A 25,410-nucleotide genomic window follows, 5' to 3' on the forward strand; every position below is an offset into this window, starting at 1 on the left:
TGGAGTCGGCGATGTGCACGGTCTCGTTCGGGGTCGCCGCGAACGCCGTGCTCACCTCCTCCGCGGTCGGGGGGCGGGGCGTGACGATCGAGGCCCGCGCTGCCGCCGGCGTCGGGGTGGGGCTCGGCGTGGGGAGCGGCGTGAAGACCGACATCCCCGCCGAGCGCAGAGGTGTTCCCGAGGCCGGCTCGGGGACGACGACGGGTGCCGGGGTGGGCGCGGGGCTGGGCGACGGCGTCACCGCGACGGTCTCGTTGACCACGACCAGGCCGGCGCCGGACAGCACCCCGTCGCGGAGGTCGCTCCGCGGCGTCGCTACCACCTCGCCCGGCGCGATGGTGACGGCCACGCTCCGGTGGCCGGTGAAGGTCTGTTCGGTCCAGGTCCACGCGGCGGCGCCGTCGACCACCTCGCCGTCGACCACGGCACGGGCCGCACCGTGCAGCAGGACCCGGGTGGAGGGCGGTCCGCCGACGACCACGGCGAAGGCCGGGGCGCCCGGCTGGTGGGCCGCGACCAGGCCGGTCAGCTGCCACAGCAGGGTGCGCGGGTCGCCGTGCGACAGCGAGACCAGCCGCACCACCGCGTCGGTGAACGCGTCGCCGCCCGGGGCGACCACGACCGCGACCTCTCCGTAGCGCGCCACGACGCCGTCACCCGGCTGCACTCCCGCCCGGAAACCACCGTTGGTCACCGCGCCCCCTCTCGTTCCAGGGCAGCAGGATTCCATGAGCGCGCACGACTGTCGCAGGCTGTCCGGGACCAACCACTAGCCTTCACCTCGTGACGACGACCGATCCCGACCTCGCCGCCGACATCGACGCCACCTGCCGTCTCAGCGGGGAGTTCACGCTCCGCTCCGGCCAGGTGAGCAACGAGTACTTCGACAAGTACCTCTTCGAGGCCGAACCGCTGCTCCTGGCGCGGGTCGCGCGCGAGATGGCCCAGCTGCTGCCGGCCGACACCGACCTCCTCGGCGGCCTGGAGATGGGCGGCATCCCGATCGCCACGGCCGTCAGCCAGCTCATCGGCATGCCCGCCCTGTTCGTCCGCAAGGAGGCGAAGAAGTACGGCACCTGCAAGCTCGCCGAGGGACCGTCGTACGACGGCAAGCGGGTCACGCTGATCGAGGACGTCATCACCACCGGCGGCGCCGTGCGCGACGCGACCAACGCGCTGCGTGCCAGCGGGGCGATCGTGGAGACGGTGGTGTGCGCGATCGACCGCAGTCCCGAGGGGTCCAACCCCCTGGAGGACGTGGGCCTGGAGATCCGTGCGGTGCTCACCAAGGCACAGCTGGACGCCGTTCGTCGTTCCTGAGGATGAACGGAGTCATCCCTGGGGATGACTCCGTGCGTCATCTGGTTGGCCGGCTTGGTGTGCTGGGTAGGTCGGGGTTCACACCACCCCACCACCTACGCAGGAGATCCCCACCATGCTGCACCGCCCCCGCGCGCATCGCCGGCCGACCCGGTCCCGTGTGCTGCGCCGCCTGAGCCCGCTGGTCCTCGTCGTCGCCCTCGCGACGGCGGTGATCGGTCTCGTCCCCGCCCCGGCCTCCGCCGTGGCGAAGTGGAACTCGGGCTCCACCAAGTACACGACCATCACCAACTGCCCCTCGATCATCTGGGGCAATCCGTACCAGGAGTTCGGGATCGGCGCGTTCGTCTCCTACTGGGGCGACCAGACCTCGAACCCGATCACGCCGCGCGTCGGCGAGACCACCTACCTCGACACCTACGCGATGCGCGTCGGCTCCCACTGCAGCACGCCGATCATCTACCCCCGGTTCGTGCTGCCGGCCGGCGTCGAGTTTGCCAAGAACGAGGTCATCAAGTGCTACTACACCCGCCCGGGACAGGCCCAGCAGCAGGTGACGAGCGCCAGTGAGTGCCCGCAGTGGTCCAACGTGTCCGCCAACGGCTACTACTCCAACTCCGTCAACGGCTGGGGCGGCGGCTGGCCGCTGCCTTCGGTCGACGGCAACAACGGCTCCGCCTGGGAGTTCCTGGTGCCGATCAGGATCACCGCACCGGTCAACGGCGCGAACCTGACCACCGAGCTGAGCATCGCGGACGGCAACGCCGGCCCGACCCTCAACCTCACGGTCCCGCTCTGGACCGGCCCCGCGCCGGTGACCGCTCCCGGTGCCCCGACCAACGTCGTGGCCGGCGCGACGTCGCCGACCAGCGCCCAGGTCGCCTTCAGCCCCCCGGCGAACGACGGCGGCAGCGCGGTCACCGGTTACACGGCCCGTTGCGAGAGCACCACCGGTGGAGCGACCCAGACGGCGAACGGCAACGCCAGCCCGATCAACCTCACCGGACTGACGCCGAACCAGACCTACGCCTGCGACGTCCGCGCCACCAACGCGGCGGGCACCGGGGCGTGGTCGGCCAAGGGGACCACCTTCCAGACGCCGCAGGCCACCAGCAAGCCGGGTGCACCCACCGGGGTCAACGTGACCGTCCTCAGCGGCAAGAGCGCCCGCGTGGCGTTCACCCCGCCGGCGAGCAACGGCAACAGCGCGATCACGTCGTACCGGGCCCAGTGCCTCTCGACCGACGGCGGCACGGCGCGGACGCTCGACGGAGCCTCGTCGCCGATCACGCTGACCACGCTGTCGCCCGGCAAGACCTACCGGTGCCGGGTGAGCGCGACCAACGCGATCGGGACCAGTGCCTACTCGGCGTACTCGCCCACGGTGAAGCTGCCGGCGGCGGCGCCCGAGCGGCCGACGAACGTGACCGCCACGGTGCTCACCAGCAGCAGCGCGCGGATCGCCTTCACCGCTCCGGCGGCCAACGGCAGCCCGATCACCACCTACCGGGTGCAGTGCGTGTCGTCGGACGGTGGCACGACCCGCTCCGCCGACGGCGCGTCGTCGCCGATCACCGCGACCCGGCTCACGCCCGGAAAGGCCTACCGCTGCCGGGTCCGCGCGACCAACGCGGCCGGTGACGGGATCTACTCGGCCTACACCGCGAGCTTCCGGCTGCCGGTGTAGTCGACGGGGGTGGCGCGAGGGCGGCGGGGGCACCGCCACCGGCGCCCTTTCGGCGTCCACCTGCTCATCCCTGAGGATGGTTCGAGTCCGTCCCTGGGATGACAATCCCGCCGAACGGCGGACAGGGGTCGCTGCGCAGGGTCAACTGGCTGTCTACCTAGCTCCCTGGGGGACGTCATGGACACCACCGCTCGCCGCCGTACGACGTCAGGACGCCGCTCGCGGCGCGCCGGGGCGGTCGTCTTCCTCCTCGCCGTCATCGCGACGCTGCTGGCGGTCGCTCCGCCGGCCGCGCAGGCGGCCCCGCGCTGGGTCGACGGGCAGCACAAGGTCACCAAGGTCACCAACTGCTACTCGACGATCATCGGACCCTCGTTCGAGGAGACCGGGATCGAGGCGTTCGTCGGTACCTACGCCGACTACGACTCGTCGCCGATGCAGCCCTTCGTGGGGCAGCAGACCTATCTCCGGCTGTTCGTCATCAGCTACGGCGACCACTGCGGAGGTGGCGTGTTCTTCTCTCCGAAGGTCGTGCTCCCGGCGGGCGTCCGGCTCGACCGCACCGGCCAGATCTTCTGCTACCTCGAGGGTGCGCGGCTGACCCACCCCGCTGACTGTCCGCAGTGGTCCAACGTCGACAGCAACGGCCGGTACTACTCGACGTTCAGCGAGGATGGTGGGAACTGGTTCCTGCCCAACCGCTACGGCTCCGACCCGAGCGCCTACCTGGAGTTCCAGTTCCCGATCGTCTCCGACACCCTGCAGAGCAACACCCCGATCGGCGTCGAGCTGCAGAGTGCGCCCGCGAACACCAACCACGTCATGCTCCTGACCTCCAACCTCAACGTCTTCATCGGCACCCCCGATGTGCCGCGCACCGTGGCGGCGACGGCGACGTCGTCGAGCACGGCCCGGGTCACCTTCACCGCACCGGCCACCAACGGTGGCAGCCCGATCACCGACTACGACGCGGAGTGCGTCAGCACCACCGGCGGCGCCTCCCGGAGCGCGTTCGCCGCGAGCAGCCCGGTCGACGTCACCGGGCTCTCGTCCGGCCACACCTACAAGTGCCGAGCGCGCGCGAACAACAGCGCCTACTACGGGGTCTGGTCCGCCTACACGTCGACCTTCACCACGCCTGCCGCAGCGACCGTCCCCGGGGCGCCGACGAACGTGTCGGCCAACGCCACCTCCTCGACCACGGCGAACGTGAGCTACAGCGCGCCGGCGAGCAACGGTGGCGCGGCGATCTCGTCGTACGGCACCGAGTGCACCAGCGCCACGGGTGGGACGACGCGGACCGCCACCGGTGCGTCGAGCCCGCTGTCGGTGACCGGGTTGTCCGCGGGGCACTCCTACGCCTGCCGGGTGCGGGCCACCAACAGCGCGGGTCCGGGCTCCTGGTCCAACCTGACCAACACCTTCACCACTCCGGCGGCGGCGACCGCACCGGGACGTCCGACCGCGGTCACGGCGACCGTCCTGTCGCCCCGGAGCATCCGGGTCGGGTTCACCCCGCCGGCGAGCAACGGCGGCAGTGCGATCACGACGTACCGCGCGCAGTGCCTCTCGAGCGACGGCGGCACGACCCGCACGGTCGACGGTGCGGCGTCACCGATCACGATCAGCAACCTGACGCCGGCCCGGTCCTACAAGTGTCGGGTCCGCGCGACCAACACCATCGGCGACGGGCTGTACTCCGCCTACTCACCGACGGTGACCCTGGCCGCCGACGTGCCGGACCGACCGACCAACGTCAAGCTCAAGATCGCCGGGTCGACCCCGCAGACCGCGTTCGCCGACCTCACCTTCACCGCCCCCGTGAGCGACAACGGCAGCCCGATCACGTCGTACCGGCTCCAGTGCATCTCCACCGATGGCGGGGTGACGCGCTACGGCACCAGCAGCGGCTCCCCGATCGGTGCGACCGGGCTGACACCCGGCAAGGGCTACCACTGCCGGGTCCGGGCGACCAACGCGGTGGGCGACGGGACCTACTCGACGTTCAGCACCACGTTCCGGGTGCCTGGGTGACCGGGGCGGTCGGTTCACGCGTGCTGAGCGCGTCGGCACACTAGTCGGAGTGGGTCGCGTCCAGCCCGAGGATGTCGCGGTCCGGGTGGCCGTCGCCGTCGTTGTCGTCGGCCTTGCTGGAGGCCGTGCGGCGGTGCCGCCACCACTCGTAGGCGAGCGGGACCGCCGAGAACGCGAGGATCACGATGATCGCGTAGTCGATGTTCTCCGACAGGAACGGGCCGACCTTCGGCACCGTGCCGAGGAAGTAGCCCAGGACCAGGATCGAGGCGACCCAGAGGACGGCGCCGATCGCGCTCCACTTGAAGAAGCGGCCGCGCTCCATCCTGGTCACGCCGGCGACGACGGTGACGTAGGTGCGGACGAACGGCACGAAGCGGCCGATGACGAGCGCCTTGTTGCCGTGCTTGTCGAAGAACTCGCGGGTCTGGTCGAAGTACTTGCGCTTGAGGAACCGCCCGTCGCGCTCATAGAGCGGTGGCCCGATGGCGCGGCCGATCTCGTAGCCCGCGACGTTGCCGAGGAAGGCCCCGACGGTCAGCAGGCCGAGGGCGATCGCCAGCTCGACCAACGGCGGGCCGGGGAACAGGTCGATGCTCTCGCCGGCGATGAAGATGCCGAGCGCGAAGAGCAGGGTGTCACCCGGCAGGAACGGGAAGAAGAGCCCGCACTCGATGAAGATGATCGCGAGGCTCAGCCAGAACAGCTCCGCGCCGAACTGATCGAGGAGCCACTCAGGCTCCATCCACTTCATCCCGAGCAGCATCGGCTCGACGTTCGGGAGGACCCACCCTGTCACGGGATCACCGTACCGGCCGGTTCCACATCGGAGGCCCGGATCCCCTGACTGAGCGCGTCGGGCGCCCGACGCCGTAGGGTCACGGCCGTGGCAGAGGACGTTCCCGAGGAGGTCCGGGCGCCGTACGACCCGATGCCCCACGGCCCCGCCGAGGTCGGTGTGGGGCCCTGGGAGGGTCCCTGGCCCGAGGGTGAGGAGTACGACGCGCGCCTGCTCGCCGAGGGCGACCGGCGCAACGTCGTCGACCGCTACCGGTACTGGTCGATGGAGGCGATCGTCGCCGACCTCGACACCCGTCGGCACGGCTTCCACGTCGCGATCGAGAACTGGAAGCACGACTTCAACATCGGGACCATCGTCCGCTCCGCGAACGCGTTCCTCGCCGCAGAGGTCCACATCGTCGGCAACCGCCGGTGGAACCGTCGCGGCGCGATGGTGACCGATCGGTACCAGCACGTGCACCACCACCCGACGGTCGAGGACCTCCACGCCTACCTCGCCGCGCAGGACGGCGGGCCGGTGCCGCTGCTCGGCATCGACAACCTGCCCGGGTCGGCGCACCTGGAGACGATGGCGATCCCCGAGCGGGTCTGCTTCCTGTTCGGGCAGGAGGGCCCCGGCCTCTCGGAAGGGGCGCGTCAGGCCTGCGACGGGACGTTCGCGATCGCGCAGTTCGGCTCGACCCGCTCGATCAACGCCTCGGCGGCCGCCGCGATCGCGATGCACGCCTGGGTCCGCGCGCACGCCGACCTCGGCGACGAGGCGGCCTGGCGAGGCTGAGCGTCAGCCTGAAGCTCAGCGGCTGTCCGGGTGGTCGTCGTCGCGGCGCAGGGTCCGGTCGGGACAGGTCAGGATGACCTGGCCGTGGAGGACCACCGGGTAGGCGAGCGTGACCTGCTCCTCGAAGTCGCGGCCGAGCACCGAGCCCTGGAGCGCCACCGACTCGTAGGTCTCGGCTGCGCGCTCGTGGTAGTAGCGGCAGTTGTCGAAGGTGAGCTCGAGCTCGAGCTCACCCTCGCTCCACGGGCCGATGTCCAACGGCAGGTTGTCGCCCCCGTGGACCAGCAGCGGGTAGAGCCCGTCGTCGATGCTCGCCGCGGTCAGCGTCAGGGGAAGCGGGCCGCGGTTCCGGATCGGCACCCGCAGGGTCACTGTCTCGTGGTGGCGGTAGTCCAGGCCGTAGGTGCCGTTCTCGCCGTACTCGGGCACGTAGAGGCCCGCGTCGACGGGCAGCCCCGGCGTCACGTCCTGCCCGATCCGGACGCCGTACGGGAGCAGCAGGGCCCACCCGAGCGCCAGCGCCGCGGCGATCGTCACCCCGGCGCGCAGCGCCCGCCGTCGGAACGGCCGGCCGCCCGGCGCACCCTCCGGCGAGGTGACGTCCGGCGACGTCACCTCCCGGTCCTGGCCGTGGTCGAGCAGGGTCACGACGCGCGCGCCCTCCGGACGCGCAGCCGCAGCACGGCGGCGCCCAGGATGCCGGCGGCGACCAGCGCGACCGGCAGCACCGGGCTGTCGGGGCCCTGGTCGGCGTTGGCGGAGGCGGCCGCGATGCTCTCGGGCGTCGGCTTGGGCGGCGTGACGATCCAGTCGCAGCCGTTGGGAGCCGGGTTGGAGTAACGGTCGTACTGCGCGCAGGGGATGAGCGTCGTCGTCTTGATCAGGTTGCTGACCGGGAGCAGCGAGGCCAGGCGGCAGTTCGGCAGGTAGCCGAGCGTGGCGTTGTGGGTGATGGGGACGCCCGACGGCGTGATGTTGTTCTGCCAGCAGTTGCCCATGCCGGCGTCGTCCCACCAGAAGTCGAGGCCGTTGGGCGAGGCCGCCCCGGCAGGCGTGATGCCCATCGTGTTGTTGGTGAACCGGTTGTAGTTGGAGTTGTCCGTCTGGTGCAGCGGGTTGTAGTCCTCGCGCAGCAGCGCCGGCGGCACCCAGAACAGCATGAAGCCCTGGCGGTAGTTGTTCCAGACCTGGTTGCTGTCCACGAAGTTGTGGTTGCCGACCATCATCCCGCCGGTGCCGACGGGGAGGGCGAACGCCGGACAGACGATGCCGCGCTCGTGGCCGCGGTCGGCGGGCTTCTCCTCCTGGCACGGAGCGTCGTCGCCGGCGACGTTGCCGTAGTAGTTGACGTTGTTGGAGTAGATCTGGTTGTTGGAGAACCAGCCGTGGTCCTGGGGCATGCCCGGGTGCCCGGCGAGGATCGACTCCACGACGTAGCCGACGCCGTTGTGGTGGATCTTGTTGTGGTGGACGTAGACGGAGTTGCCGGCCGTCCCGGAGAAGCCGAGGGCGTTGTGGTGCATGTTGCAGTTGCGCACCTCGACGGCCCAGCGGGTCAGCGGACCGGTGGTCCTGTTGTCCTTGTTCACGTCGGCGGAGCTGCCGGGATAGATCCCCGAGTCGCCGTTGTGGTGAGCGTCGCAGCGGTGGATGAGGCCGTGGTCGGAGGTGAACGCGAGCACGCCGTACAGGTCGTTGTAGCGGGTCACGACCCGGTCGACGACGAAGCCGTCGGTCTCGTGGACGTAGACGGCGTTCTCACGGAACAGCTCGAGGGTCATGTTGGCCAGGTAGAACCCGTCGGCCCGGTCGGCCTTGATGCCGTTGTGCTTGACCCAGTCGCCGTCCTCCTTGAAGCCGCCGCGGAAGAGCACGTCGCCGGGGCCGGCGCCGGTGCCCTCGACCTGGAGGTTGCAGACGGCGCTGTCGCAGACGATGTCCGCGTCGTCGGGGTCGTCGCCCGCGATCGTCACCAGGTTGACGACCTCGCCACAGGAGTGGGACAGCTCGTAGCTGACGATCCCGCCGTTGTAGTCGCCCACGCACGCCGGCTTCCACGACGGCCGCTCGCGATAGACGCCGGGCAGCAGGTAGATGTTGGTCTTCTGGACGCGGACGGCGTCGACGGCGGCCTGGAGGTCACGGAACCGGCACTTCTCGAGGAGTCGCAGGTTGCGCTTCTTGACCACCGGGTTGGTCATCCGGGCGATCCGGTCGGCCGAGTCCGGCTTGCAGACCACGAGCACCTCGGCCGCCTGCGCCTCGGTGCGGTGCGTCGGCGTCGACTTGGTGCCGGGCGGGAACTCCGACTCCCGTTCCTCGTGCGCGTTCGCGGGCCCGGTCATCAAGGGGGTCGCCAGCAGCAGGGCGACCAGCAGGGGCAGCCCGAGAAGGACGACAAGGACACGACGCATGGGGGACCTCCTCAGCGCGGCGGCCTGCCGCGCACACCGGTACTCACCCGTGAAACGGGTTCCACCGGCCGGAGTTACGTGCGTCACACAATTTCAGGTCGATTGACCCGCTCGGTCAGCCCCCGTCGGCCTCGGTCAGTCCTCGGTCGGCCACGGTCAGTCCTCGGTCAGGACCGAGCAGACCACCCAGCGATAGCCGGCGTCCCAGTAGCCCTGGTTGATGGTGGCCTCCCAGTAGTGGGCGGCGCCGTCCATCCGGCGCTGGCACTTGCGCTGCGCGAACGCGATCGAGGCCTCGGTGCCCGGGAACTCCGCCTGGGGATAGGGGATCAGCGCGGTCGCGCGGTAGGCGTGCGGCCTCGAGCAGGCGGTCGGGCGGAAGCCGCTGGCCTCGTCGGCCCGGCAGCGGGCGACGGCGTCAGGGAGCGGCAGGTCGTCGCCGAGCGTCAGTCGGCGCCCCAGCCGGAGGAAGCGGTCGCCGCCGCGTAGGACGACGTCGCACCGGAGCCACAGCGCACCGGCTGCCTGCTGCTCCTCGGTCGGGACGAACCAGTACAGCTCGTACGCCGAGCGGCTGATCACCTTCGGCTCGGCCTTGAGGGCCCGCCCGATCGCGGGCAGGCACCGCCGCGGAGCGAGGTCGAACAACGACTCGACGTCGGTCCACACCGACGGGTCGTCGAAGGTGAGGACCTTCACCGTGCGCGACGTGTGCGGTCCAGTGCAGGGGACCGACTCGTCGGGGTCGCTCCACTCCCCGCCCTCCTCGAGGGAGAGCGCGTGGCAGCTCCCCACCGCTGGCGCGGTGATGTCGACCTCGACCTCGGCCTCCGCCGGTCCGGCGGCGAGCGCGGTCAGCGGGGTGAGGGCAGCCAGCAGGGCAGCCGCGATACGCAGCTTCATGCAGCCCCCATCGGCGGGGCGGGTGCCGACCTGAGGCCGCGTCAGCCGGTGCTGCGCGCCTGCGGCTCTGCTCCTAGTCTGCGGGGGAGCAGACGGCGTAGCGGAGGCCGGCTCGCCAATAGGACTTGTAGATCCAGGTGTAGACCCAGTCGCCGGAGCCCAGCTTGTCGTGGCACTTCCGGTGGGCGAACTCTTTCGCCCTCCGCTCGCCCGGGTAGCGGTCGTGGGGCATCTTGAAGGCCCAGGTCGCGATGTACTGGTGACGCATCGTGCAGACGACGGTGGCGTAGTCCTGGCGCTTGCCGAGGAGGCAGCGGCGCACGCTCGCCGGCGGACGGGAACCGTCCATCACGACGTCGGTCGGCATCCGCATGATCGTCCCCTGCTTGCCCCACACGACGGCGTCGCACCGGACCCACGACGCGCCCGCCTCGCGCTGCTCTTCGGTCGGACGATAGAAGGTCAGTCGGTAGGTCGACATCAGGACCAGGTCCGGGCGCCCGCCTGTCGCGGCGACCAGGGCCTTGAGACAGGGGACGTACTCACGGTTGACGATGTCTCCCCAGCTCGCCTCCCAGTCGTCCACGGGGTCGATCTCGGTGACCCGGACCGTCAGGGACGTGTGCGGCCCCGCACAGTCGACGGGAGCCTCCGGCTCCTCTGCGGCCGAGTAGAACTCGTCCCAGGTGAGGTCGTGGCACGAGCCCACCGCTGGCGGCGTGATGTCCACCTCGGTGCCCGCGCTCGCGGGGCTCGACGACGTGACGGCGGTCAGGGGGATGAGGGCGGCCAACAGGACGGCGGCGCCGAGTCGCAGCTTCAAGGGGGTGTTCCTCCGGGATCGAATGCTCGCGAAAATCTAGACGGGATCTGCGGAGCGCGGACCGGAACAGTAAAGAAAGCCGTCGGGCATTAGGGTGGCCCGGACGAACCGTCCCCCGTGAGCAGGAGCTGTACAGCAATGCCCATCGCCACCCCTGACAAGTACGCCGCGATGCTGGACGCCGCGAAGGCCGGAGCCTTCGCCTTCCCGGCGATCAACGTGTCGTCCTCCCAGACCCTCAACGCGGCCCTCAAGGGGTTCGCCGATGCCGGATCCGACGGCATCATCCAGATCTCCACCGGTGGCGCGGAGTACCTCTCCGGCCCGAGCGTGAAGCACATGGTCACCGGCTCGCTGGCGTTCGCGGCGTACGCCGCCGAGGTCGCGAAGAACTACCCGGTGAACATCGCCCTGCACACCGACCACTGCCCCAAGGACAAGCTCGACGGCTTCGTCCGACCGCTGCTCGAGGCCTCGGCCGAGCGGGTCGCGCGCGGTGAGGACCCGCTGTTCCAGTCGCACATGTGGGACGGCTCCGCCGTACCGCTCGACGAGAACCTGCAGATCGCCGAGGAGCTCCTGGCGAAGGCCGCCGCCGCCAAGATCATCCTCGAGATCGAGGTCGGCGTCGTCGGCGGTGAGGAGGACGGCATCGTCGGGGCGATCGACGAGAAGCTCTACACGACCCCCGAGGACGCGCTGGCCACCGTGCGCGCGCTCGGCATCGGCGAGAAGGGCCGCTACCTGACCGCCCTCACCTTCGGCAACGTGCACGGCGTCTACAAGCCCGGCAACGTCAAGCTGCGCCCGGAGATCCTCAAGGCCGCCCAGGAGGCGGTCGTCAAGGAGCTCGGCCTGGCCGCCGACGCCAAGCCGTTCGACCTGGTCTTCCACGGCGGCTCGGGCTCCTCCGCCGAGGAGATCGGCGCGGCCGTCGACTTCGGCGTCGTGAAGATGAACGTCGACACCGACACCCAGTACGCCTTCACCCGTCCCGCCGCGGCCCACATGTTCGCCAACTACGACGGCGTCCTGAAGATCGACGGCGAGGTCGGCGACAAGAAGGCCTACGACCCCCGCGCCTGGGGCAAGTCGGCCGAGGCCGGCATGGCCGCCCGCGTCGTCGAGGCCTGCGAGAACCTCCGCTCGGCCGGCACCACCATCGGCTGACCGGCCGAGCTGGCCAACGCGGCTCGGTCAGTGCGAGATCAGAAGGTCTCGCACTGGTCTTCCTTGTTGCCCTCCACGCGGTTCCGGTCACCGACCGGCCGGGGAGCGTTCGACTTGCACTGCAGGTTGCCGTCGATCGCGTTGTCGTAGATCGCCCAGAGGCCGTCGTTGGAGAACACCTGGACGTCGGCCTTGACGACCGTACGACGCACCACGCCGGCTCCACCCTGCTTCACCTGGATGCTGCCGCCGATCCTGGAGCGGTGGACGACGCCGTCGATCGTGCGTTGGGTGACCTCGACGCGTCGGAAGTCGTCGGCCTGCACGTTGCCGTTGACCTGAACTCCGCGGGCATACAGCGTCGCATTGCGGTTGACCTTGACGTTGCCGTCGACTCGGGTGCCGACGAGCGTGCAGGTCGCACCTTGCGGTACGACGACGTCCCCGTCGATCGCGACGGCACGGATGGTTCCCGTGCAGCGCCGTTCGTCGGCGTGGGCCGGGCTGCCGAGCGCGACGGTGATGCTTGCGGCAGCGGCGGCGGTGGACAGGGAGGCGATGATCGCCCTCGTGCTCCGGTTCATGGGTGCTCCTGGTGGGTCGGGGTCGGATGGCCCACCGTCGCGGATCCACGTGAGGTCGGGGTGAGCGCTCGATGAGAGGAGGCTTACCCCGCGCTCGAGCCCTCCCGTTCAGACCGCCGTGCCGGAGTACAGGTAGCTGGCGACCTTCACGCCGGGCAGGTAGCCCTCCTCGAGGTCGGCGACCTTGAACTGCTGCTCGAGGAGGCGGGGGATGTCGCGGTCGAGGTGACACCCCCCGGCCACTCGGTTCTGGATCGGGTTGAGCCGCTGCTGCCACCTCCGCACGCCCTCGGTCGGCGCGGCGCCGTGCTCCAGGAACAGCAGTGCTCCCTCGGGCCTCAGCACTCGACGCATCTCGGCCAGCGCCGCCGCTGGGTCAGGGATGGAGCAGAGGGTGAAGGTCATCACCACAGTGTCCACGGACGCGTCGTCGAGCGGGATCCGCTCGGCCGGCAGGCCGAGGACCCGGACGTCGATCCCCGCCTCAGCAGCGCGCTTCTGCGCCCGGCCATGCATCTGTTCCGCCGGGTCGACCGCGATCAGCTCCGTGACGCGGTCGCGGTCGTAGAACACGAGGTTGTGCCCTGTGCCGATGCCGACCTCGAGCACCCGACCGTGCGCCTTCGGGACCAGCTGGCTGCGCTTCTTCTGGATGGCGCCCACTCCGCACGCCTTCTCGATCAGCCACGGCAGCAGGTAGCGGTCGTAGGGGTTCATGACCTGAAGGTACGCCGGCTCGCGGTTCGCCTTGGTCGGACGGCAGACTCTGGAGCATGACTGGAATCGACCTCATGGCCGGACCGCCACCCACCCGGCTGCCTGAGGACCCCGCCGCCGGTGAGCTCGCCGCAGGTGAGCAGCCCGCGGCCGTCGTACGGAAGCATCCGGCGTCGCCCCTGGCATGGGCGACCCTCGCCGATGCCGCACTGGAGCAGGGGGCCGACGACGTCACCGTCTACGCCTATGCCCGAGTCGGCTACCACCGCTCGCTCGACATGCTGCGCCGCAACGGCTGGAAGGGCCATGGTCCGGTGCCGTACGACCACGAGCCCAACCGGGGGTTCCTGCGCTGCCTCGCGCTGCTCGCGAACAGCGCCCGCGCCATCGGCGAGACCGAGGAGTGGGAGCGCTGCTCGACGTTCCTGCGCGACTCCAGCCCTGAGGCGTACGACGCTCTGCTGGGCTGAGCAGGTGCGGCCCCCGGCGGCGGAGTAACTACGTGTTACGGCCGCTGCCTCGGTGGTCGACCACCCGGGTACTGGCCACAAGGCCGAGGTAGTCGTCCCTTCTCCACATTCGATCCGTCCGCAGGGAGCGGGTGACGTACGACGCCCGCAGGCTTGCGGCCATGGATCCTCGCGTGTCGGGAGCGCTCGCTGCCAACGGTGGCCTCATCACCTTCGTCCAGGCCCTGGATCTCGGGATGAGCCCGAGCGAGGTCCGTCAGCTCAGGCGGCAGGGTGCGTGGCTGGCGCTCAGGCGCGGCGTCTACACGACCACCGAGCTGTGGGAATCGCTCGACGAGTGGCGCGGGCGCCCGCGACTGATGGCAAGAGCCGTCGTGGTGACGATGAAGCGGGCATGGGTGCTGAGCCATCAGTCGTCCGCGGACGAGCTGGGTGTCGACACCCTGCGGCCGCCGATCCCGTTGACTCACATCACTCGACCTGGGTGGACCAACGCGTGGACGGAGAACGGTGTCGCGCACCACCTGGCCGGATTCCGTCCTGACCAGGTGGTCGACATCAACGGAGTGAGGGTGCTCGACGCGGCCCGTACGGCGATCGACATCTCCCGCCGCTACGGCGATATGCACGGGCTCGTCGCCTGCGACTCGGCGATGCGTATCGGCGTGAGCAGGGCGGCGCTCGTGGCGGCGTACGAACCCATGGAGCAGTGGCCGGGTATCCGCGCGGCGCACACCGCGGTCCGGCTGGCCGACGGCCGTGCCGAGAACCCGCACGAGTCGCTCGGGCGGTATCTCGTGCTGGAAGCGGGGATCGGCGAGCCCGACTGCCAGTTCCCGATCCGGACGTCCGACGGGATCAAGTGGTGTGACCTCAGGGTCGGCAACCACATGATCGAGACGGACGGTCGGGTCAAGCTCCAGCCGCGGTCCCTCGGCGGCGTGGCCGAAGAGCCGCCGGACGTGGTGCTGTGGAAGGAGAAGGCGCGCGAGCGGTTGGTCACCGATCGCGGGACCGTCGTCACCCGGGTTGTCTGGGAGGACTACTGGGGACGGCGCAGGTCCGAGGCGATCAGCCGGTTGAGGGCAGACCATGCGGAGTCCGTGAGGCGTTTCGGAGCTGAGCTCGCACCGGAACTGGCCCGGGAGGCAGCAGAGATCCGCGCTCGGTACGGCGTTCGGCGGTCGGCGCCGTGATCGGCGCTCGCGCGCGACTACCTCGGTGCTGTTGTCACTACCAGGGTGGTCGACCACCCTGGTAGTGGCAGTAACACGTAGTTACTCGACCGATTGCCAGCCGCCCGCAGTCAGGACGGTGGGGTCAGCAGCTCGCGCACCCGGTCGGGGCCGAGGGCCGCGAACAGGGTGGGCAGCCGGGGGCCGCGCTCGGCAGCAACGAGCAGCTCGTAGAGGAGCTTGAAGAACGCCTTCTGGTCGGCCTTGACCTGGTCGGTCGGAGCGTCCTCGAGCGTCAGTCCCCGGGCGAGCTTGGGCACGCCGTAGATCAGGTTCGAGACCTCGTCGCCGTCGGCGAAGGAGTCGGGGAGCCGGTCGAGGAGCTGACGCAGCCACAGCTCCTCGTCCTCCGACAGGGCGGCCAGCCGTGCCGCGTCGGCGGTCTCGCGGACGGTGGTGCGGTCGTCGGGGTCGACGTAGTCGGTGATCCAGGTCGCGGCCTTGTTCAGCCGCGGCTCCAGGTCCGCTTCCGTCGCACCGACCGTGCGGGCGGTGATCTCGCGCGACCCGGCGGTCACGTCGGCGACCGACGAGAGCATCCGGAACGGTACGACGACCGACGGCACGGGCAGCGCCCCCGCGGCAGCGGTCGAGGACGCCCGCTCCCAGGCCAGCACGGCGGCGTCGCGCTTCTCCGGGATCGCGGCCTTCTTGGTCAGGGCGTCCCACTCGTCGTACAGCCGCAGCACCTCCTGGCCGAAGTCGACGTTGAACGCCTGCTTCGGCTGGCGCCGGACGTAGAGCCAGCGCAGGATCGGCGCCTCCAGGATCCGCAGCGCCTCGGCCGCGGTCGGCACGCCGCCCTTGGAGGACGACATCTTCGGCATCCCGGCGACACCGACGAACGAGTAGCCGACGAAGGACGGCGCGGCGCCGCCGAAGATCGGGCCGACGATCTCCTTGCCGACGGTGTAGGACGACCCCGGCGACGCGTGGTCGACGCCACCCGGCTCGAAGTGGACGCCCTCGAAGGTCCAGCGCATCGGCCAGTCGACCTTCCAGACCAGCTTGCCCTCGTCCTGGGTCGCGACGTTGGTGACGAAGGAACCGCCGCACACGTCACAGGTGTAGGCGAGGTCGGTCGTCGTGTCGTCGTACGACGTCAGGGTCACGGTGTCGCGTCCGCAGCCGCGACAGTACGGCTTGTAGGGGAAGCGGGCGAGGTCCTCGGTCGCGCCGTGGCCGGCGTCGTCACCGTCCTCCTCCGCGGTCGGGTCGAGGGGCTCCTCGCCCTCGGCCGGCTCGGCCTTCTTGGTGCGGTAGCGCGCCATGACCGTCTCGATCTCGCTGCGCTTGCGGATCGCGGTGAGGATCTCCTGGCGGTAGGTGCCGGCGGCGTACATCTCGGTCTGGCTGACCTCGACCATCTCGCAGCCCATCTCGGCGAGCGCGGCACGCAGCGGCGCCTTGTAGCGCTCCGCCCAGCTCGGGAACTCGCCGGTCGGGTCGGGGACGGCCGACAGCGGTCGCCCGATGTGCTCGTTCCACGCTGCGTCGACGCCGGCCGGGACCTTGCGGAAGCGGTCGTAGTCGTCCCAGCTGTGCAGGTGCCGCACGTTGATCCCGCGCCGGCGGATCTCCTCGGCCACGAAGTGGACGGTGAGGAACTCGCGCAGGTTGCCCAGGTGGATCGGGCCGGACGGGCTGATGCCCGAGGCGCAGGTGACGACGTCGGGGAGGGTGCCGCCGTTGACCGTCTCTGCGTGCCGGAGCGCCAGGTCGGCGGTCCGGGTCACCCAGTCGACGGGGTCTGCTCCCTGTTCGGCGTTGCCGCGTCCTCGTGCCACGCCGGGCACTTTAGTGGTGGATCAGGCCGGAACGATCATCGAGTACGCCGCCGGCTCGAGCCGCCAGCTGCGGTGGCGCTCGGGTCCGTAGATCTCGCCGTCGGCGCTGCACCAGAACTCGGTGCCGCTCACGGTCACGGTGGTGGCCTGGCGAGTGATCACGTCGCGGTGGTCGGCATGGGCGCCGATGCCGAGCCGCGCGACATAGGCCAAGCGGGACAGGGTGCCCCGCGGCCGCGCGATCATCACGTCGATCCGGCCGTCCCCCGGGTCGGCGTCGGGCGTGAGCTCGAGGCCTCCGCCGACGGTCGCGCCGTTGCCGAGCGCGACCATGAGGACGGGGTGGTCGACGTCGTTGACGACGTCGCCGTCGATCTCGACGCGGAGCCGGAGGGACGGCGGGTCGATGGCGGACAGCGCGGCGCCGATCGGGTAGCCGAGCCGGCCGAGGTTGAGCGGCCCGATGCCGATCCCGCCGAGCCGTTCCTTCCACGGCTCACCGCGCTTGCCGGCCTCGGCGCCGGCCCCCAGGTGGACCTGGTTGACGACGACCTGGCCGACCTCGTCCACGAGCAGGTCCATCGGCCGCCGATGACCCGCGACCACTGCGGCTGCAGCCTCGGCGGGGTCGAGCGGGATCCCGAGGGTGCGGGCGAAGTCGTTGCCGGTGCCGAGCGGAAGCAGGCCGAGCACGCGGTCGGGGCCGAGCTCGCGGCGCCGGTGCAGGGCCGCCACCACAGCGTGCAGGCTGCCGTCGCCGCCGGCGACGACGACCCTGCGGGAGCCGGCCCGGTGCAGGGCGCCGTCGAGCTCGCCGGGGTCGGAGGTGGCGGCCACCTCGACCGAGGTCGACGCGCGCAGCACCTCCAGGGCGGCCGCGAGCGTGGTGTCGTCGGCTGTCCCTGCGTCGCTGTTGGTGATGACGAGCAGGGGTTCGGAGGTGGGCACGCGGTCACTGTAGGCGGCACCTCGTGATTGCATTCGACGTCATGGGGACGAGTCGCCGCTGGACCGCGCGTGAGCTGATCGACCTGGTGCTCGACGAGGGCTCCTTCACCTCCTGGGACGCCCCGGTCGACATCAGCGGCCATCCGGACGCCTACCAGGCCGAGCTCCGCGCCGCGCAGGACAGGGCGGGCACCGACGAGTCGGTGCTCACCGGCGAGGGCCGCGTCAACGGCCGCCCGGTCGCGTTCATCGTCAACGAGTTCGGGTTCCTGGCCGGCTCGATCGGGGTGGCTGCGGCGGAGCGGATCGCGGGCGCCGTGCGACGGGCCACTGCTGCGGGCATCCCGGTGGTGGCGAGCACGTCGTCGGGCGGGACCCGGATGCAGGAGGGCACCCGCGCGTTCGTCCACATGATCGAGATCTCGCGGGCGCTCATGGAGCACCGCGCCGCCGGGCTCGCCTACATCGTCCACCTGCGTCACCCCACGACCGGCGGCGTCTTCGCCTCGTGGGGGTCGCTGGGCCACGTGACCGTCGCGGAGCCGGGGGCGCTCGTGGGCTTCCTCGGTCCGAAGGTCTACCAAGCGCTCAACGGCCGGCCGTTCCCCGAGGGCGTGCAGACCGCCGAGAACCTCGCCGCCAAGGGCATCATCGACGCCGTCGCGGCGGCCGAGGACCTGCGCTGGCTGCTCGACCAGGCCCTCGCGGTCGTCGTCGACCCGGTCGCCCCGAGCACGCTGGAGCGGCGGCCGCCCATCGAGCGCGGGGCCGACGGTCCGCCGGCCTGGGAGTCGATCACCCGCACCCGCGCCGCGGGAAGGGTCGGCGTCCGCGACCTGCTCAAGCACGGGGCCGAGGGCACGCTCCGGCTGCGCGGGACCGACGAGGGTGAGCGGGACGAGACGGTGATCGTCGCCCTGACCCGGCTCGACGGGGTGCCGTGCGTGCTGGTGGGCCAGGACCACAGCCGGCAGACGGCCGAGACCCCCATGGGTCCGGCCGCGCTGCGCGAGGCACGCCGCGCGATGCGGCTCGCCGGCGAGCTGAGGCTGCCGCTCGTCACGATCGTCGACACGCCGGGTGCGGAGCTCTCGCAGCGCGCCGAGGAAGGCGCGATCGCCGGGGAGATCGCGCGCTGCATCGCGACCCTGGTGACGATGGAGGTGCCGACGGTGTCGGTGATCCTCGGCCAGGGCTGCGGCGGTGGCGCACTGGCTCTGCTGCCCGCCGACACGGTCCTCGCCACCCAGCACGCCTGGCTCTCGCCGCTGCCGCCCGAGGGCGCGAGCGTGATCATGCACGGCACGCCCGACCACGCCGCTGAGATGGCGGCGTCCCAGGGGGTGCGTGCCGTCGACCTGCTCGCCGGGGGAGAGGTGCACGCCGTCGTACCGGAGCACGACGACGACACCCCGGCCGCGCTGGCTCGTGCCGTCGCCGCGGAGATCGCCCACCACCTGCGTCAGTGACGGCCGCGGCCGGTTGATTTGCTAACGTTGCGTCGCAAGAGCCCCGGTCTTGCGACCGGGGTTCGCGCATTTCTGCGAAGGAGCACAACATGCCAGCGATCGTGATCGTCGGCGCCCAGTGGGGCGACGAGGGCAAGGGCAAGGCCACCGACCACCTCGGCAGCCGCGTCGACTACGTGGTGAAGTTCAACGGCGGCAACAACGCCGGCCACACCGTCGTCATCGGCGACGAGAAGTACGCCCTCCACCTGCTGCCGAGCGGCATCCTCACGCCGGGCTGCACGCCCGTGATCGGCAACGGCGTCGTCGTCGACCTCGAGGTCCTCTTCCGGGAGATCGATGGTCTCGAGGCCCGCGGCACCGACACCAGCCGGCTCAAGGTGAGCTCCAACGCCCACGTCATCGCCGACTACAACCGCACCCTCGACAAGGTCGCGGAGCGCTTCCTCGGCAGCCGCAAGATCGGCACCACCGGCCGCGGCATCGGCCCGACGTACGCCGACAAGATGAACCGGATCGGCATCCGGATCCAGGACCTCTTCGACGAGAAGATCCTCACCCAGAAGGTCGAGGGCGCCCTCGAGCTCAAGGGCCAGGTCCTCACCAAGGTCTACAACCGCCGCGCGCCGTCGGTCGACCAGACGGTCGAGGAGCTGCTCGCCCACGCCGACCGGCTCGCGCCCTACGTCTGCGACACGACACTGCTGCTCGGCCAGGCGCTCGACCGCGGCGAGACGGTCCTCCTCGAGGCCGGCCAGGCGACGCTGCTCGACGTCGACCACGGGACCTACCCGTTCGTGACGTCGTCGTCGGCGACGGCCGGTGGCGCCTGCACCGGCTCCGGCATCCCGCCGACCCGCATCGACCAGGTCATCGCGATCGTCAAGGCCTACACGACCCGCGTCGGCGAGGGCCCGTTCCCGACCGAGCTGCACGACGAGTCCGGCGACTTCCTGCGCAACACCGGCTTCGAGTTCGGTACGACGACCGGCCGGCCGCGCCGCTGTGGCTGGTACGACGCCGTGATCGCCCGCTACGCGGCGCGCGTCAACGGGGTCACCGACTTCGTGCTGACCAAGCTCGACGTGCTCACCGGCCTGGAGGAGATCCCGGTCTGTGTCGCCTACGACGTCGACGGCGAGCGTTACGAGGAGATGCCGGCCAACCAGAGCGCGTTCCACCACGCGGTGCCGATCTACGAGTACTTCCCGGGCTGGTCCGAGGACATCTCCGGCGCGCGGACGCTCGAGGACCTGCCGGCCAACGCGCGGGCCTACGTCGAGGCGCTCGAGGGCATGTCGGGGGCACGGATGTCGGTCGTCGGCGTCGGCCCCGAGCGCGAGCAGGCGGTCGTCCTCCACCCGCTGCGCTGAGCCACCTGGGCCACCCGAGCCACTTGAGGCGCCGGGTTGCCGGTCAGTCGCAGGCGGGGAGGCGCAGCGCACGCAGCGGGACGGCGGCGGCCATCGCCCGGTAGCCCTCCGCGCTGAAGTGCAGGCCGTCCCCGCCGTCGTACTCCTCACGGATCCGCGACGGGTCCTCGGGGTCGCGGACCGCCCGGTCGAAGTCGACGATCCCGTCGGAGCGGTGCTGGTGGCGGATCCACCGGTTGAGCTCGACCCGGGTCGGCTCGGCCATGGCCCCGTAGCCGGGCTGGAGCGCACCGTTCTGCGGGGTGAGCGTGCCCAGGAGGACGCGGATCCCGCGCTCGTGGGCCGCGTCGATCGCCTCGCGGTAGCCGGCGACGAGCTCGTCGCGGGTCGCGAAGGACTGGCCGATGTCGTTGATGCCCTCGAGCAGGATCAGGGTGGTGGCACCGGCACGGGCCAGTGCGTCGATCCGCAGCCGGGACAGGCCGGACGGGCCGAAGATCGGCACGCTCGCGTCCGCGAGGAGCTGGTTGCCGGAGATCGCGGCGTTGGCCACCGACAACGGGAGGCGGGCCCGACGGATCCGCCGACCGAGCTGCTCGGGATAGCTGGTGAAGGTGTCGATGTTGTCGGGCGACAGGACCACGGCGGAGATCTCCGACTCGGTGCCGTCGGTGATGGAGTCGCCGAACGTGACGACGGTGCCGACCCGGCGACTGGCGCGGACGTCCATCCCGATGACGTAGGGGATGCCCTGCGGCAGCGCCGGGGTCACCCCAGGAATCGGGAGCCCGACGAAGCCGTCGGCGCCGAGGCTGGCGGTGTGGTCGCCCGACAGCGGCGCCGTCTGCCACGTCGTCTGCTCGGAGATGCCGTGCTGGGTCGCGCCGCCGGGGGAGCCGACGACGTGCATGCTGACGAGCAGCGCCCTGAAAGCGGGGAAGCGGAGGCGGACCGGGTCGCTGAGGACGTCGGCGCCCGGGGGGAGGACCAGGGCCCGCTGCCCGTCGAAGCGGAGCGCCCGCAGGGTGCCGGCCTCGATCGCCGCGCTGCCGGGGCTGTCCTGCCGACCGACGGTCACCGCGCCGAACCGCACGGGCCGGTTGCCGAACCGGTTCGACAGGCGGAAGCGGGCCACCGAGCCCTGGCGGGTCGGCATCACCTGGACGCGGAACGTCTGCTCGACCGGCGGCTGAGACAGCACGGCGTCGCCCGGAGCGGCGTACCAGGACGCCACCCAGTGCCGTCCTGAGCAGGACGTCGCGACCGCTTCCGCGGCGCCTGCGGCTGCGCTCGGAGCGCCGCCGGGCGGCGAGGCGACCGGCAGCAGGGCGAGAAGGAGCGGGACGAGAGCGATCCCGAGGATGCGGCGCATGGACAAGACGGTGCCAGACCTCCCGTGTCCGCGAGGTCCCGTCTCGTGGAGGTGCGGGGCCCTAACCTCAGGACGTGCCCCGCGTGATCGCCTACCTCCTCCTGCTCGCCGCCGGCGTCGTGAGCCTGCCGGTCGCGGCTACGTTCCTCGACGGCCAGGGCACCGAGAACTGGATCCTTCCCGCCCAGCTCGGTGCGATGGCCGGGATCGGCGCGCTGGTCGGCTGGGCGACCCCCGACCTGGCGGGGGACGGTGCGACGACGAGGCGGCGGGTGCTGGTGGGCGCTGCGCTCGGGATCGGCGCCGCGGTCGTGGGTGTCCTGCTGTTCTTCCTGCTGCTCAGCGGCTTCGACGGGGCCTGAGGTCAGGTGATCGACGGACGGACGTCGGCCACCAGCGAGAACTGGTCGCACGGCTGGGCGACGCCGCAGGGGACCGCGCCCCACTCCTCGTAGGGCGCGTACGACGACCCGTCCGACAGCGCCACCCCGAGGGCGAACCGCTCGCGCTTGAGCGCGTACGAGACCAGGTCGTCGTCGCCGTCCCCGTCGACGTCGGACAGGGTCTGCTTGAAGTGCGGCGCGCCGGCGTCGGCGACGATCCGCTCCCACAGCCGCTCCCGGATGTTCCCGGGGAGCCACTCCTCGACCTGGCCGAAGCCGTCGTCGCCGTACGCGACGACGCCGACCGCGCCGCCGCGCCCGTTGGTCACGACCAGCTCGTCGGTGCCGTCACCGTCGGGATCGCCGGCGAGGAACCAGCCGGCGCCCCAGTCCTCGTGCCGGAGCGGCGTCGGTGCCTGCGCCTCGAAGGTGCCGCCGTCGTTGAGGTAGGCCTGGACCTCCAGGCCGACGATGGCGCTGAAGGTCTTGTTGTAGCGGTTGACCGCCCGGAACAGGTCGTCGTCGCCGTCGCCGTCGAGGTCGCCGACCCCGGTCACGGGATCCTCGATCGGGTCGAGCGTGGCGACCACCTGGGGCTCGCCGAACTCCTGGTCGCCGGCGAGGGCGGCGTGGACGGTGCCGGTCTCGGTCAGCAGGTTGCTGAAGACGACGTCGTCGCGGCCGTCGCCGTCGACGTCGGCGAGCAGCGGCTCCAGGATCTCGGCCCACTCCTCCAGGGCCGAGAGCTGCTGGTTGTGCTCCCAGATCTCGCGGGTGCCGGTGATCACCCGGATCCGGTAGGCGGCGCCCGGCGCGTCGGCGAACCAGACCTGGTCCATCAGCCCGTCGCCGTCCACGTCGCCGAGGAGCGCAGCGCCCGACTCGCTGCCGGCCGGCGCGGCCGGCCCGAACCGGGTGCCGGTGGAGAGCAGCGGCCAGATGGTCGCGTTGGTGGTCGTCGGGGAGGAGAACGTGTCGGTGCGGCCCTGGACGAGCACGTCGCCCAACCTGTCGCCGTCGAGGTCGCCGTTGACGAGCACGGGGACCTCGGGCTCCGGGTCCGACCCGCGGGGCTCGTCGTCGTCACGGGCGGCGAGGCCGGCCCACGTCGTGCCGGCGACCAGGGCGGCGACGGTGACGGCGGCTGCTGCGACGAGCGGCCATCGCCGGCGACGGTCCGGCGCGGGCGCGGTCCCCGGGGCGACCGTGGTGGCGGGTGCAGGCCCGGGCGGAGGCGGTGGGGGCGGGTCGTGGTGGACCGCCGTCGCGGGCGCGCCGGTCGCGGGCGCGCTCGGCAGGACGTCCGGCGCCTCGAGGGCGAGCCGCTCCAGGTCGGCGGCCAGGGCGGCCCCGTCCGGGTGCCGTCCGGTCGGTTCCTTCGCGAGCACCCGGTCGAGGACCCGGTTGAGCGACCGCGAGAACTCGTCGTCGCCGGCGAGCTGGGGCACGGGGGCGTTGGCGTGCGCGACGGCCATCTCCACGGGCGTGCCGCGGTAGGGCTCGTGGCCGACCAGACAGGTCCAGAGCATGCATCCCACGGCGTACAGGTCGCTGGCCGGCACCGCCGGTGCGCCGAGGGTCCGCTCCGGCGCGAGGTAGGCCCAGGTCCCGGCGACCATGCCGGTCGCCGTGTGGTGGCTGGCCGCGTCGGAGGTCGCGATCCCGAAGTCGCACAGGTAGGCGTGCTCGTGCGGGGTGCCGGGGTCGCCGAGGAGCACGTTGCCGGGCTTGACGTCGCGGTGCAGGACCCCGGCCCGGTGCGCGTCGTCGAGGCCGCGCGCGACCTGTGCGCAGAGCCGGAGCGCCCGCTGCGGGGCGAGCCGCTCCTCCGCCCGGACCAGGGAGCCGAGGTCGGTGCCGAGGACCAGCTGGGTGACGATGTAGGGGTAGCCGTCGACCTCGTCGTGGTCGTGGATCTGCACGATCCACGGCGACTGCACCCGCGACATCGCCAGCGCCTCGTGGTGGAAGCGGTGACGGAACTCCTCGTTGGCGGCGAGTGGCCCGGTGATCACCTTGAGGGCGACCTCCCGCCCCAGTCGGAGGTCGGTCGCGACGTAGACGACGCCCATGCCGCCTTGGCCGAGGACGCGCTCTATCCGGTAGTGCCCCAGGGACTCGCCGGGCTGCGGTACGTGCATGTCCGTCCTCAGTAGGCCGGCGTCACGGGCCGGTAGTCGAACACCGGGCCGCACGCCGTGCCACAGTCGAAGGAGCCCCAGGGGGCCGGGTCGCCGAGCTGGCCTTCCTCCGCGAGCCGGACCGTGACCGGCCTGCTGTCCTCGTCGCCGCGGAACTGGAGGAAGACCAGGTCGTCGTCGCCGTCGCCGTCGACGTCGGACATGACCCAGTCTGCTGACGCGACCGAGCTGTAGCGCTCGTAGCGCGCCTGCCAGGCCTGGTTGGCGGGGTCGACCTCCCAGACCGGTACGACGTCCGGTGCGGCGCCCGCGGAGAAGGACGTCGTGGCGAACCCGCCGGGACCGACCAGGAGCGGCTCGTCGGAACCGTCGCCGTCGAGGTCGCCGTACAGCCGGACGCCCTGGGGGTAGTTGCCGGGCCCGAGCGGCCGGGGGGCCCCTGCCGCGGAGAGCGCGCTGCCGTCGGAGGTCAGGAGCTGGAGCTCGATGCTCCACGGGGCGTCCGCGCTGTCGTCTGCCGGTCCCTCGAGCGAGGCGAGGACGTCGTGCTCGCCGTCGCCGTCGAAGTCGGCGACGTCGAGCTGGGCGAGGGAGGCCTCGGTGCTGGCGGCGTACCACTCCTCGGGGTCGGCGAACGCGCCGTCCCCGGCGGAGCCGACGAAGACGGAGAACCCGTCGGTGAGGTACTCGTTGGCGACGACCAGGTCGGCCCTGCCGTCGCGGTCGAGGTCGCCGAAGAGCACCTGGACGGCGTCGGCGGCACCCCAGGGGGTCGCCGCGTACGGGATCTCCTGGTGCCACGGCTCACCCTCGGCCGGCACCACGTCGATGACGAGCGTCTCGCGGGTCGGCGCGAACGTGGTCGCGAAGACCCGGTCGAGAGCACCGTCGCCGTCGACGTCGGCGAGGTGGAGGTCGGCCTGGTCCGCCGGGTCGACCCCGTCGGGGTAGCCCTCGGCGACGGTCTCGGCGACGCCGTCGTCGCCGGGGCGCAGGAACAG

Annotated in this window: 22 protein-coding genes and 1 pseudogene; 10 read left to right on the top strand and 13 right to left on the bottom strand. The window is 71.4% G+C overall.

The features are described from left to right. Window positions 1-694 (bottom strand): annotated as a pseudogene (locus H0487_RS12885) (hypothetical protein); the annotation flags it as partial. 89 nt (window positions 695-783) lie between these two features. On the opposite strand from H0487_RS12885, the gene pyrE reads away from it, so the two are divergent. The 3 genes from pyrE to H0487_RS12900 all read left to right on the top strand — a co-directional run bounded on the left by pyrE (window position 784) and on the right by H0487_RS12900 (window position 5,041). Continuing rightward, window positions 784-1,320 carry an orotate phosphoribosyltransferase gene (gene pyrE, locus H0487_RS12890; RefSeq protein ID WP_312855934.1) on the top strand — a complete coding sequence of 179 codons (537 nt, stop codon included), beginning with the start codon at window positions 784-786 and terminating at the stop codon, window positions 1,318-1,320. 115 nt (window positions 1,321-1,435) lie between these two features. Then, window positions 1,436-3,007 (top strand): fibronectin type III domain-containing protein, encoded by a 1,572-nt coding sequence (locus H0487_RS12895; protein ID WP_183094639.1) that lies wholly within the window; start codon window positions 1,436-1,438, stop codon window positions 3,005-3,007. A gap of 177 nt (window positions 3,008-3,184) precedes the next feature. Then, entirely contained in the window at window positions 3,185-5,041 is a 1,857-nt protein-coding gene (locus H0487_RS12900) for a fibronectin type III domain-containing protein (protein WP_183094640.1), read from the top strand. Between the two features lie 40 nt (window positions 5,042-5,081). Here the strand turns inward: H0487_RS12900 and H0487_RS12905 are convergent, their stop codons facing one another. Then, window positions 5,082-5,840 carry a DedA family protein gene (locus H0487_RS12905; RefSeq protein WP_312855935.1) on the bottom strand — a complete coding sequence of 253 codons (759 nt, stop codon included), beginning with the start codon at window positions 5,838-5,840 and terminating at the stop codon, window positions 5,082-5,084. Window positions 5,841-5,972: 132 nt separating this feature from the next. On the opposite strand from H0487_RS12905, the gene H0487_RS12910 reads away from it, so the two are divergent. Continuing rightward, window positions 5,973-6,620 carry a TrmH family RNA methyltransferase gene (locus H0487_RS12910; RefSeq protein ID WP_183094659.1) on the top strand — a complete coding sequence of 216 codons (648 nt, stop codon included), beginning with the start codon at window positions 5,973-5,975 and terminating at the stop codon, window positions 6,618-6,620. Between the two features lie 15 nt (window positions 6,621-6,635). On the opposite strand, the gene H0487_RS12915 is transcribed toward H0487_RS12910, so the two are convergent. From H0487_RS12915 to H0487_RS12930, 4 genes are all read right to left on the bottom strand, one after another. After that, on the bottom strand, window positions 6,636-7,268 hold the full coding sequence (locus tag H0487_RS12915; protein ID WP_183094641.1) for a hypothetical protein: 633 nt from the start codon (window positions 7,266-7,268) through the stop codon (window positions 6,636-6,638). Beyond that, window positions 7,265-9,034, bottom strand: a complete 1,770-nt coding sequence (locus tag H0487_RS12920; protein ID WP_183094642.1) for a right-handed parallel beta-helix repeat-containing protein — start codon at window positions 9,032-9,034, stop codon at window positions 7,265-7,267. Before H0487_RS12920 ends, H0487_RS12915 begins: the two co-directional genes overlap by 4 nt. 156 nt (window positions 9,035-9,190) lie before the next feature. Beyond that, window positions 9,191-9,937: a septum formation family protein gene (locus H0487_RS12925; RefSeq protein WP_183094643.1), complete on the bottom strand. Its 747-nt coding sequence runs from the start codon at window positions 9,935-9,937 to the stop codon at window positions 9,191-9,193. Between the two features lie 73 nt (window positions 9,938-10,010). Continuing rightward, entirely contained in the window at window positions 10,011-10,760 is a 750-nt protein-coding gene (locus tag H0487_RS12930; protein ID WP_183094644.1) for a septum formation family protein, read from the bottom strand. 138 nt (window positions 10,761-10,898) lie between these two features. Between H0487_RS12930 and fbaA the strand changes: the two genes are divergently transcribed. After that, window positions 10,899-11,930 (top strand): class II fructose-bisphosphate aldolase, encoded by a 1,032-nt coding sequence (gene fbaA, locus H0487_RS12935; protein ID WP_183094645.1) that lies wholly within the window; start codon window positions 10,899-10,901, stop codon window positions 11,928-11,930. A 38-nt stretch (window positions 11,931-11,968) separates the two neighbouring features. Here the strand turns inward: fbaA and H0487_RS12940 are convergent, their stop codons facing one another. Both H0487_RS12940 and H0487_RS12945 read right to left on the bottom strand, forming a co-directional pair. Continuing rightward, window positions 11,969-12,514 carry a hypothetical protein gene (locus H0487_RS12940; protein WP_183094646.1) on the bottom strand — a complete coding sequence of 182 codons (546 nt, stop codon included), beginning with the start codon at window positions 12,512-12,514 and terminating at the stop codon, window positions 11,969-11,971. A 108-nt stretch (window positions 12,515-12,622) separates the two neighbouring features. Continuing rightward, window positions 12,623-13,231 (bottom strand): class I SAM-dependent methyltransferase, encoded by a 609-nt coding sequence (locus H0487_RS12945; protein ID WP_183094647.1) that lies wholly within the window; start codon window positions 13,229-13,231, stop codon window positions 12,623-12,625. A 56-nt stretch (window positions 13,232-13,287) separates the two neighbouring features. Between H0487_RS12945 and H0487_RS12950 the strand changes: the two genes are divergently transcribed. Both H0487_RS12950 and H0487_RS12955 read left to right on the top strand, forming a co-directional pair. Further along, complete coding sequence (locus tag H0487_RS12950; RefSeq protein WP_183094648.1) at window positions 13,288-13,701, top strand: DUF3151 domain-containing protein; 414 nt, start codon at window positions 13,288-13,290, stop codon at window positions 13,699-13,701. 161 nt (window positions 13,702-13,862) lie between these two features. After that, window positions 13,863-14,897 (top strand): type IV toxin-antitoxin system AbiEi family antitoxin domain-containing protein, encoded by a 1,035-nt coding sequence (locus H0487_RS12955; RefSeq protein ID WP_183094649.1) that lies wholly within the window; start codon window positions 13,863-13,865, stop codon window positions 14,895-14,897. A 110-nt stretch (window positions 14,898-15,007) separates the two neighbouring features. On the opposite strand, the gene lysS is transcribed toward H0487_RS12955, so the two are convergent. After that, the gene (lysS, locus tag H0487_RS12960) at window positions 15,008-16,723 is read right to left on the bottom strand and encodes a lysine--tRNA ligase (RefSeq protein WP_183094650.1); all 1,716 of its coding nucleotides are present in this window, start codon (window positions 16,721-16,723) and stop codon (window positions 15,008-15,010) included. A gap of 21 nt (window positions 16,724-16,744) precedes the next feature. Further along, window positions 16,745-17,671 (bottom strand): diacylglycerol/lipid kinase family protein, encoded by a 927-nt coding sequence (locus tag H0487_RS12965; RefSeq protein WP_312855936.1) that lies wholly within the window; start codon window positions 17,669-17,671, stop codon window positions 16,745-16,747. A 23-nt stretch (window positions 17,672-17,694) separates the two neighbouring features. Here H0487_RS12965 and H0487_RS12970 point away from each other — a divergent pair, with 23 nt between their 5' ends. Continuing rightward, window positions 17,695-19,140: a carboxyl transferase domain-containing protein gene (locus H0487_RS12970; RefSeq protein ID WP_312855937.1), complete on the top strand. Its 1,446-nt coding sequence runs from the start codon at window positions 17,695-17,697 to the stop codon at window positions 19,138-19,140. An 89-nt stretch (window positions 19,141-19,229) separates the two neighbouring features. After that, window positions 19,230-20,513 (top strand): adenylosuccinate synthase, encoded by a 1,284-nt coding sequence (locus H0487_RS12975; protein ID WP_183094652.1) that lies wholly within the window; start codon window positions 19,230-19,232, stop codon window positions 20,511-20,513. 43 nt (window positions 20,514-20,556) lie between these two features. Here H0487_RS12975 and H0487_RS12980 read toward each other — a convergent pair whose 3' ends face one another. Further along, window positions 20,557-21,885 (bottom strand): GDSL-type esterase/lipase family protein, encoded by a 1,329-nt coding sequence (locus tag H0487_RS12980; protein WP_183094653.1) that lies wholly within the window; start codon window positions 21,883-21,885, stop codon window positions 20,557-20,559. Between the two features lie 74 nt (window positions 21,886-21,959). Between H0487_RS12980 and H0487_RS12985 the strand changes: the two genes are divergently transcribed. Continuing rightward, a complete protein-coding gene (locus H0487_RS12985; RefSeq protein WP_183094654.1) occupies window positions 21,960-22,247 on the top strand; it encodes a hypothetical protein in 288 nt (95 codons plus the stop codon). Window positions 22,248-22,249: 2 nt separating this feature from the next. Here H0487_RS12985 and H0487_RS12990 read toward each other — a convergent pair whose 3' ends face one another. Next, the gene (locus H0487_RS12990; protein WP_183094655.1) at window positions 22,250-24,409 is read right to left on the bottom strand and encodes a serine/threonine-protein kinase; all 2,160 of its coding nucleotides are present in this window, start codon (window positions 24,407-24,409) and stop codon (window positions 22,250-22,252) included. A gap of 8 nt (window positions 24,410-24,417) precedes the next feature. Continuing rightward, on the bottom strand, window positions 24,418-25,410 hold a 993-nt coding region (locus H0487_RS12995), incomplete at its 5' end, for an FG-GAP repeat domain-containing protein (protein WP_183094656.1).

It is taken from the genome of Nocardioides stalactiti, assembly GCF_014180715.1.
In the GTDB taxonomy this organism is placed as follows: Bacteria; Actinomycetota; Actinomycetes; order Propionibacteriales; family Nocardioidaceae; genus Nocardioides; species Nocardioides stalactiti.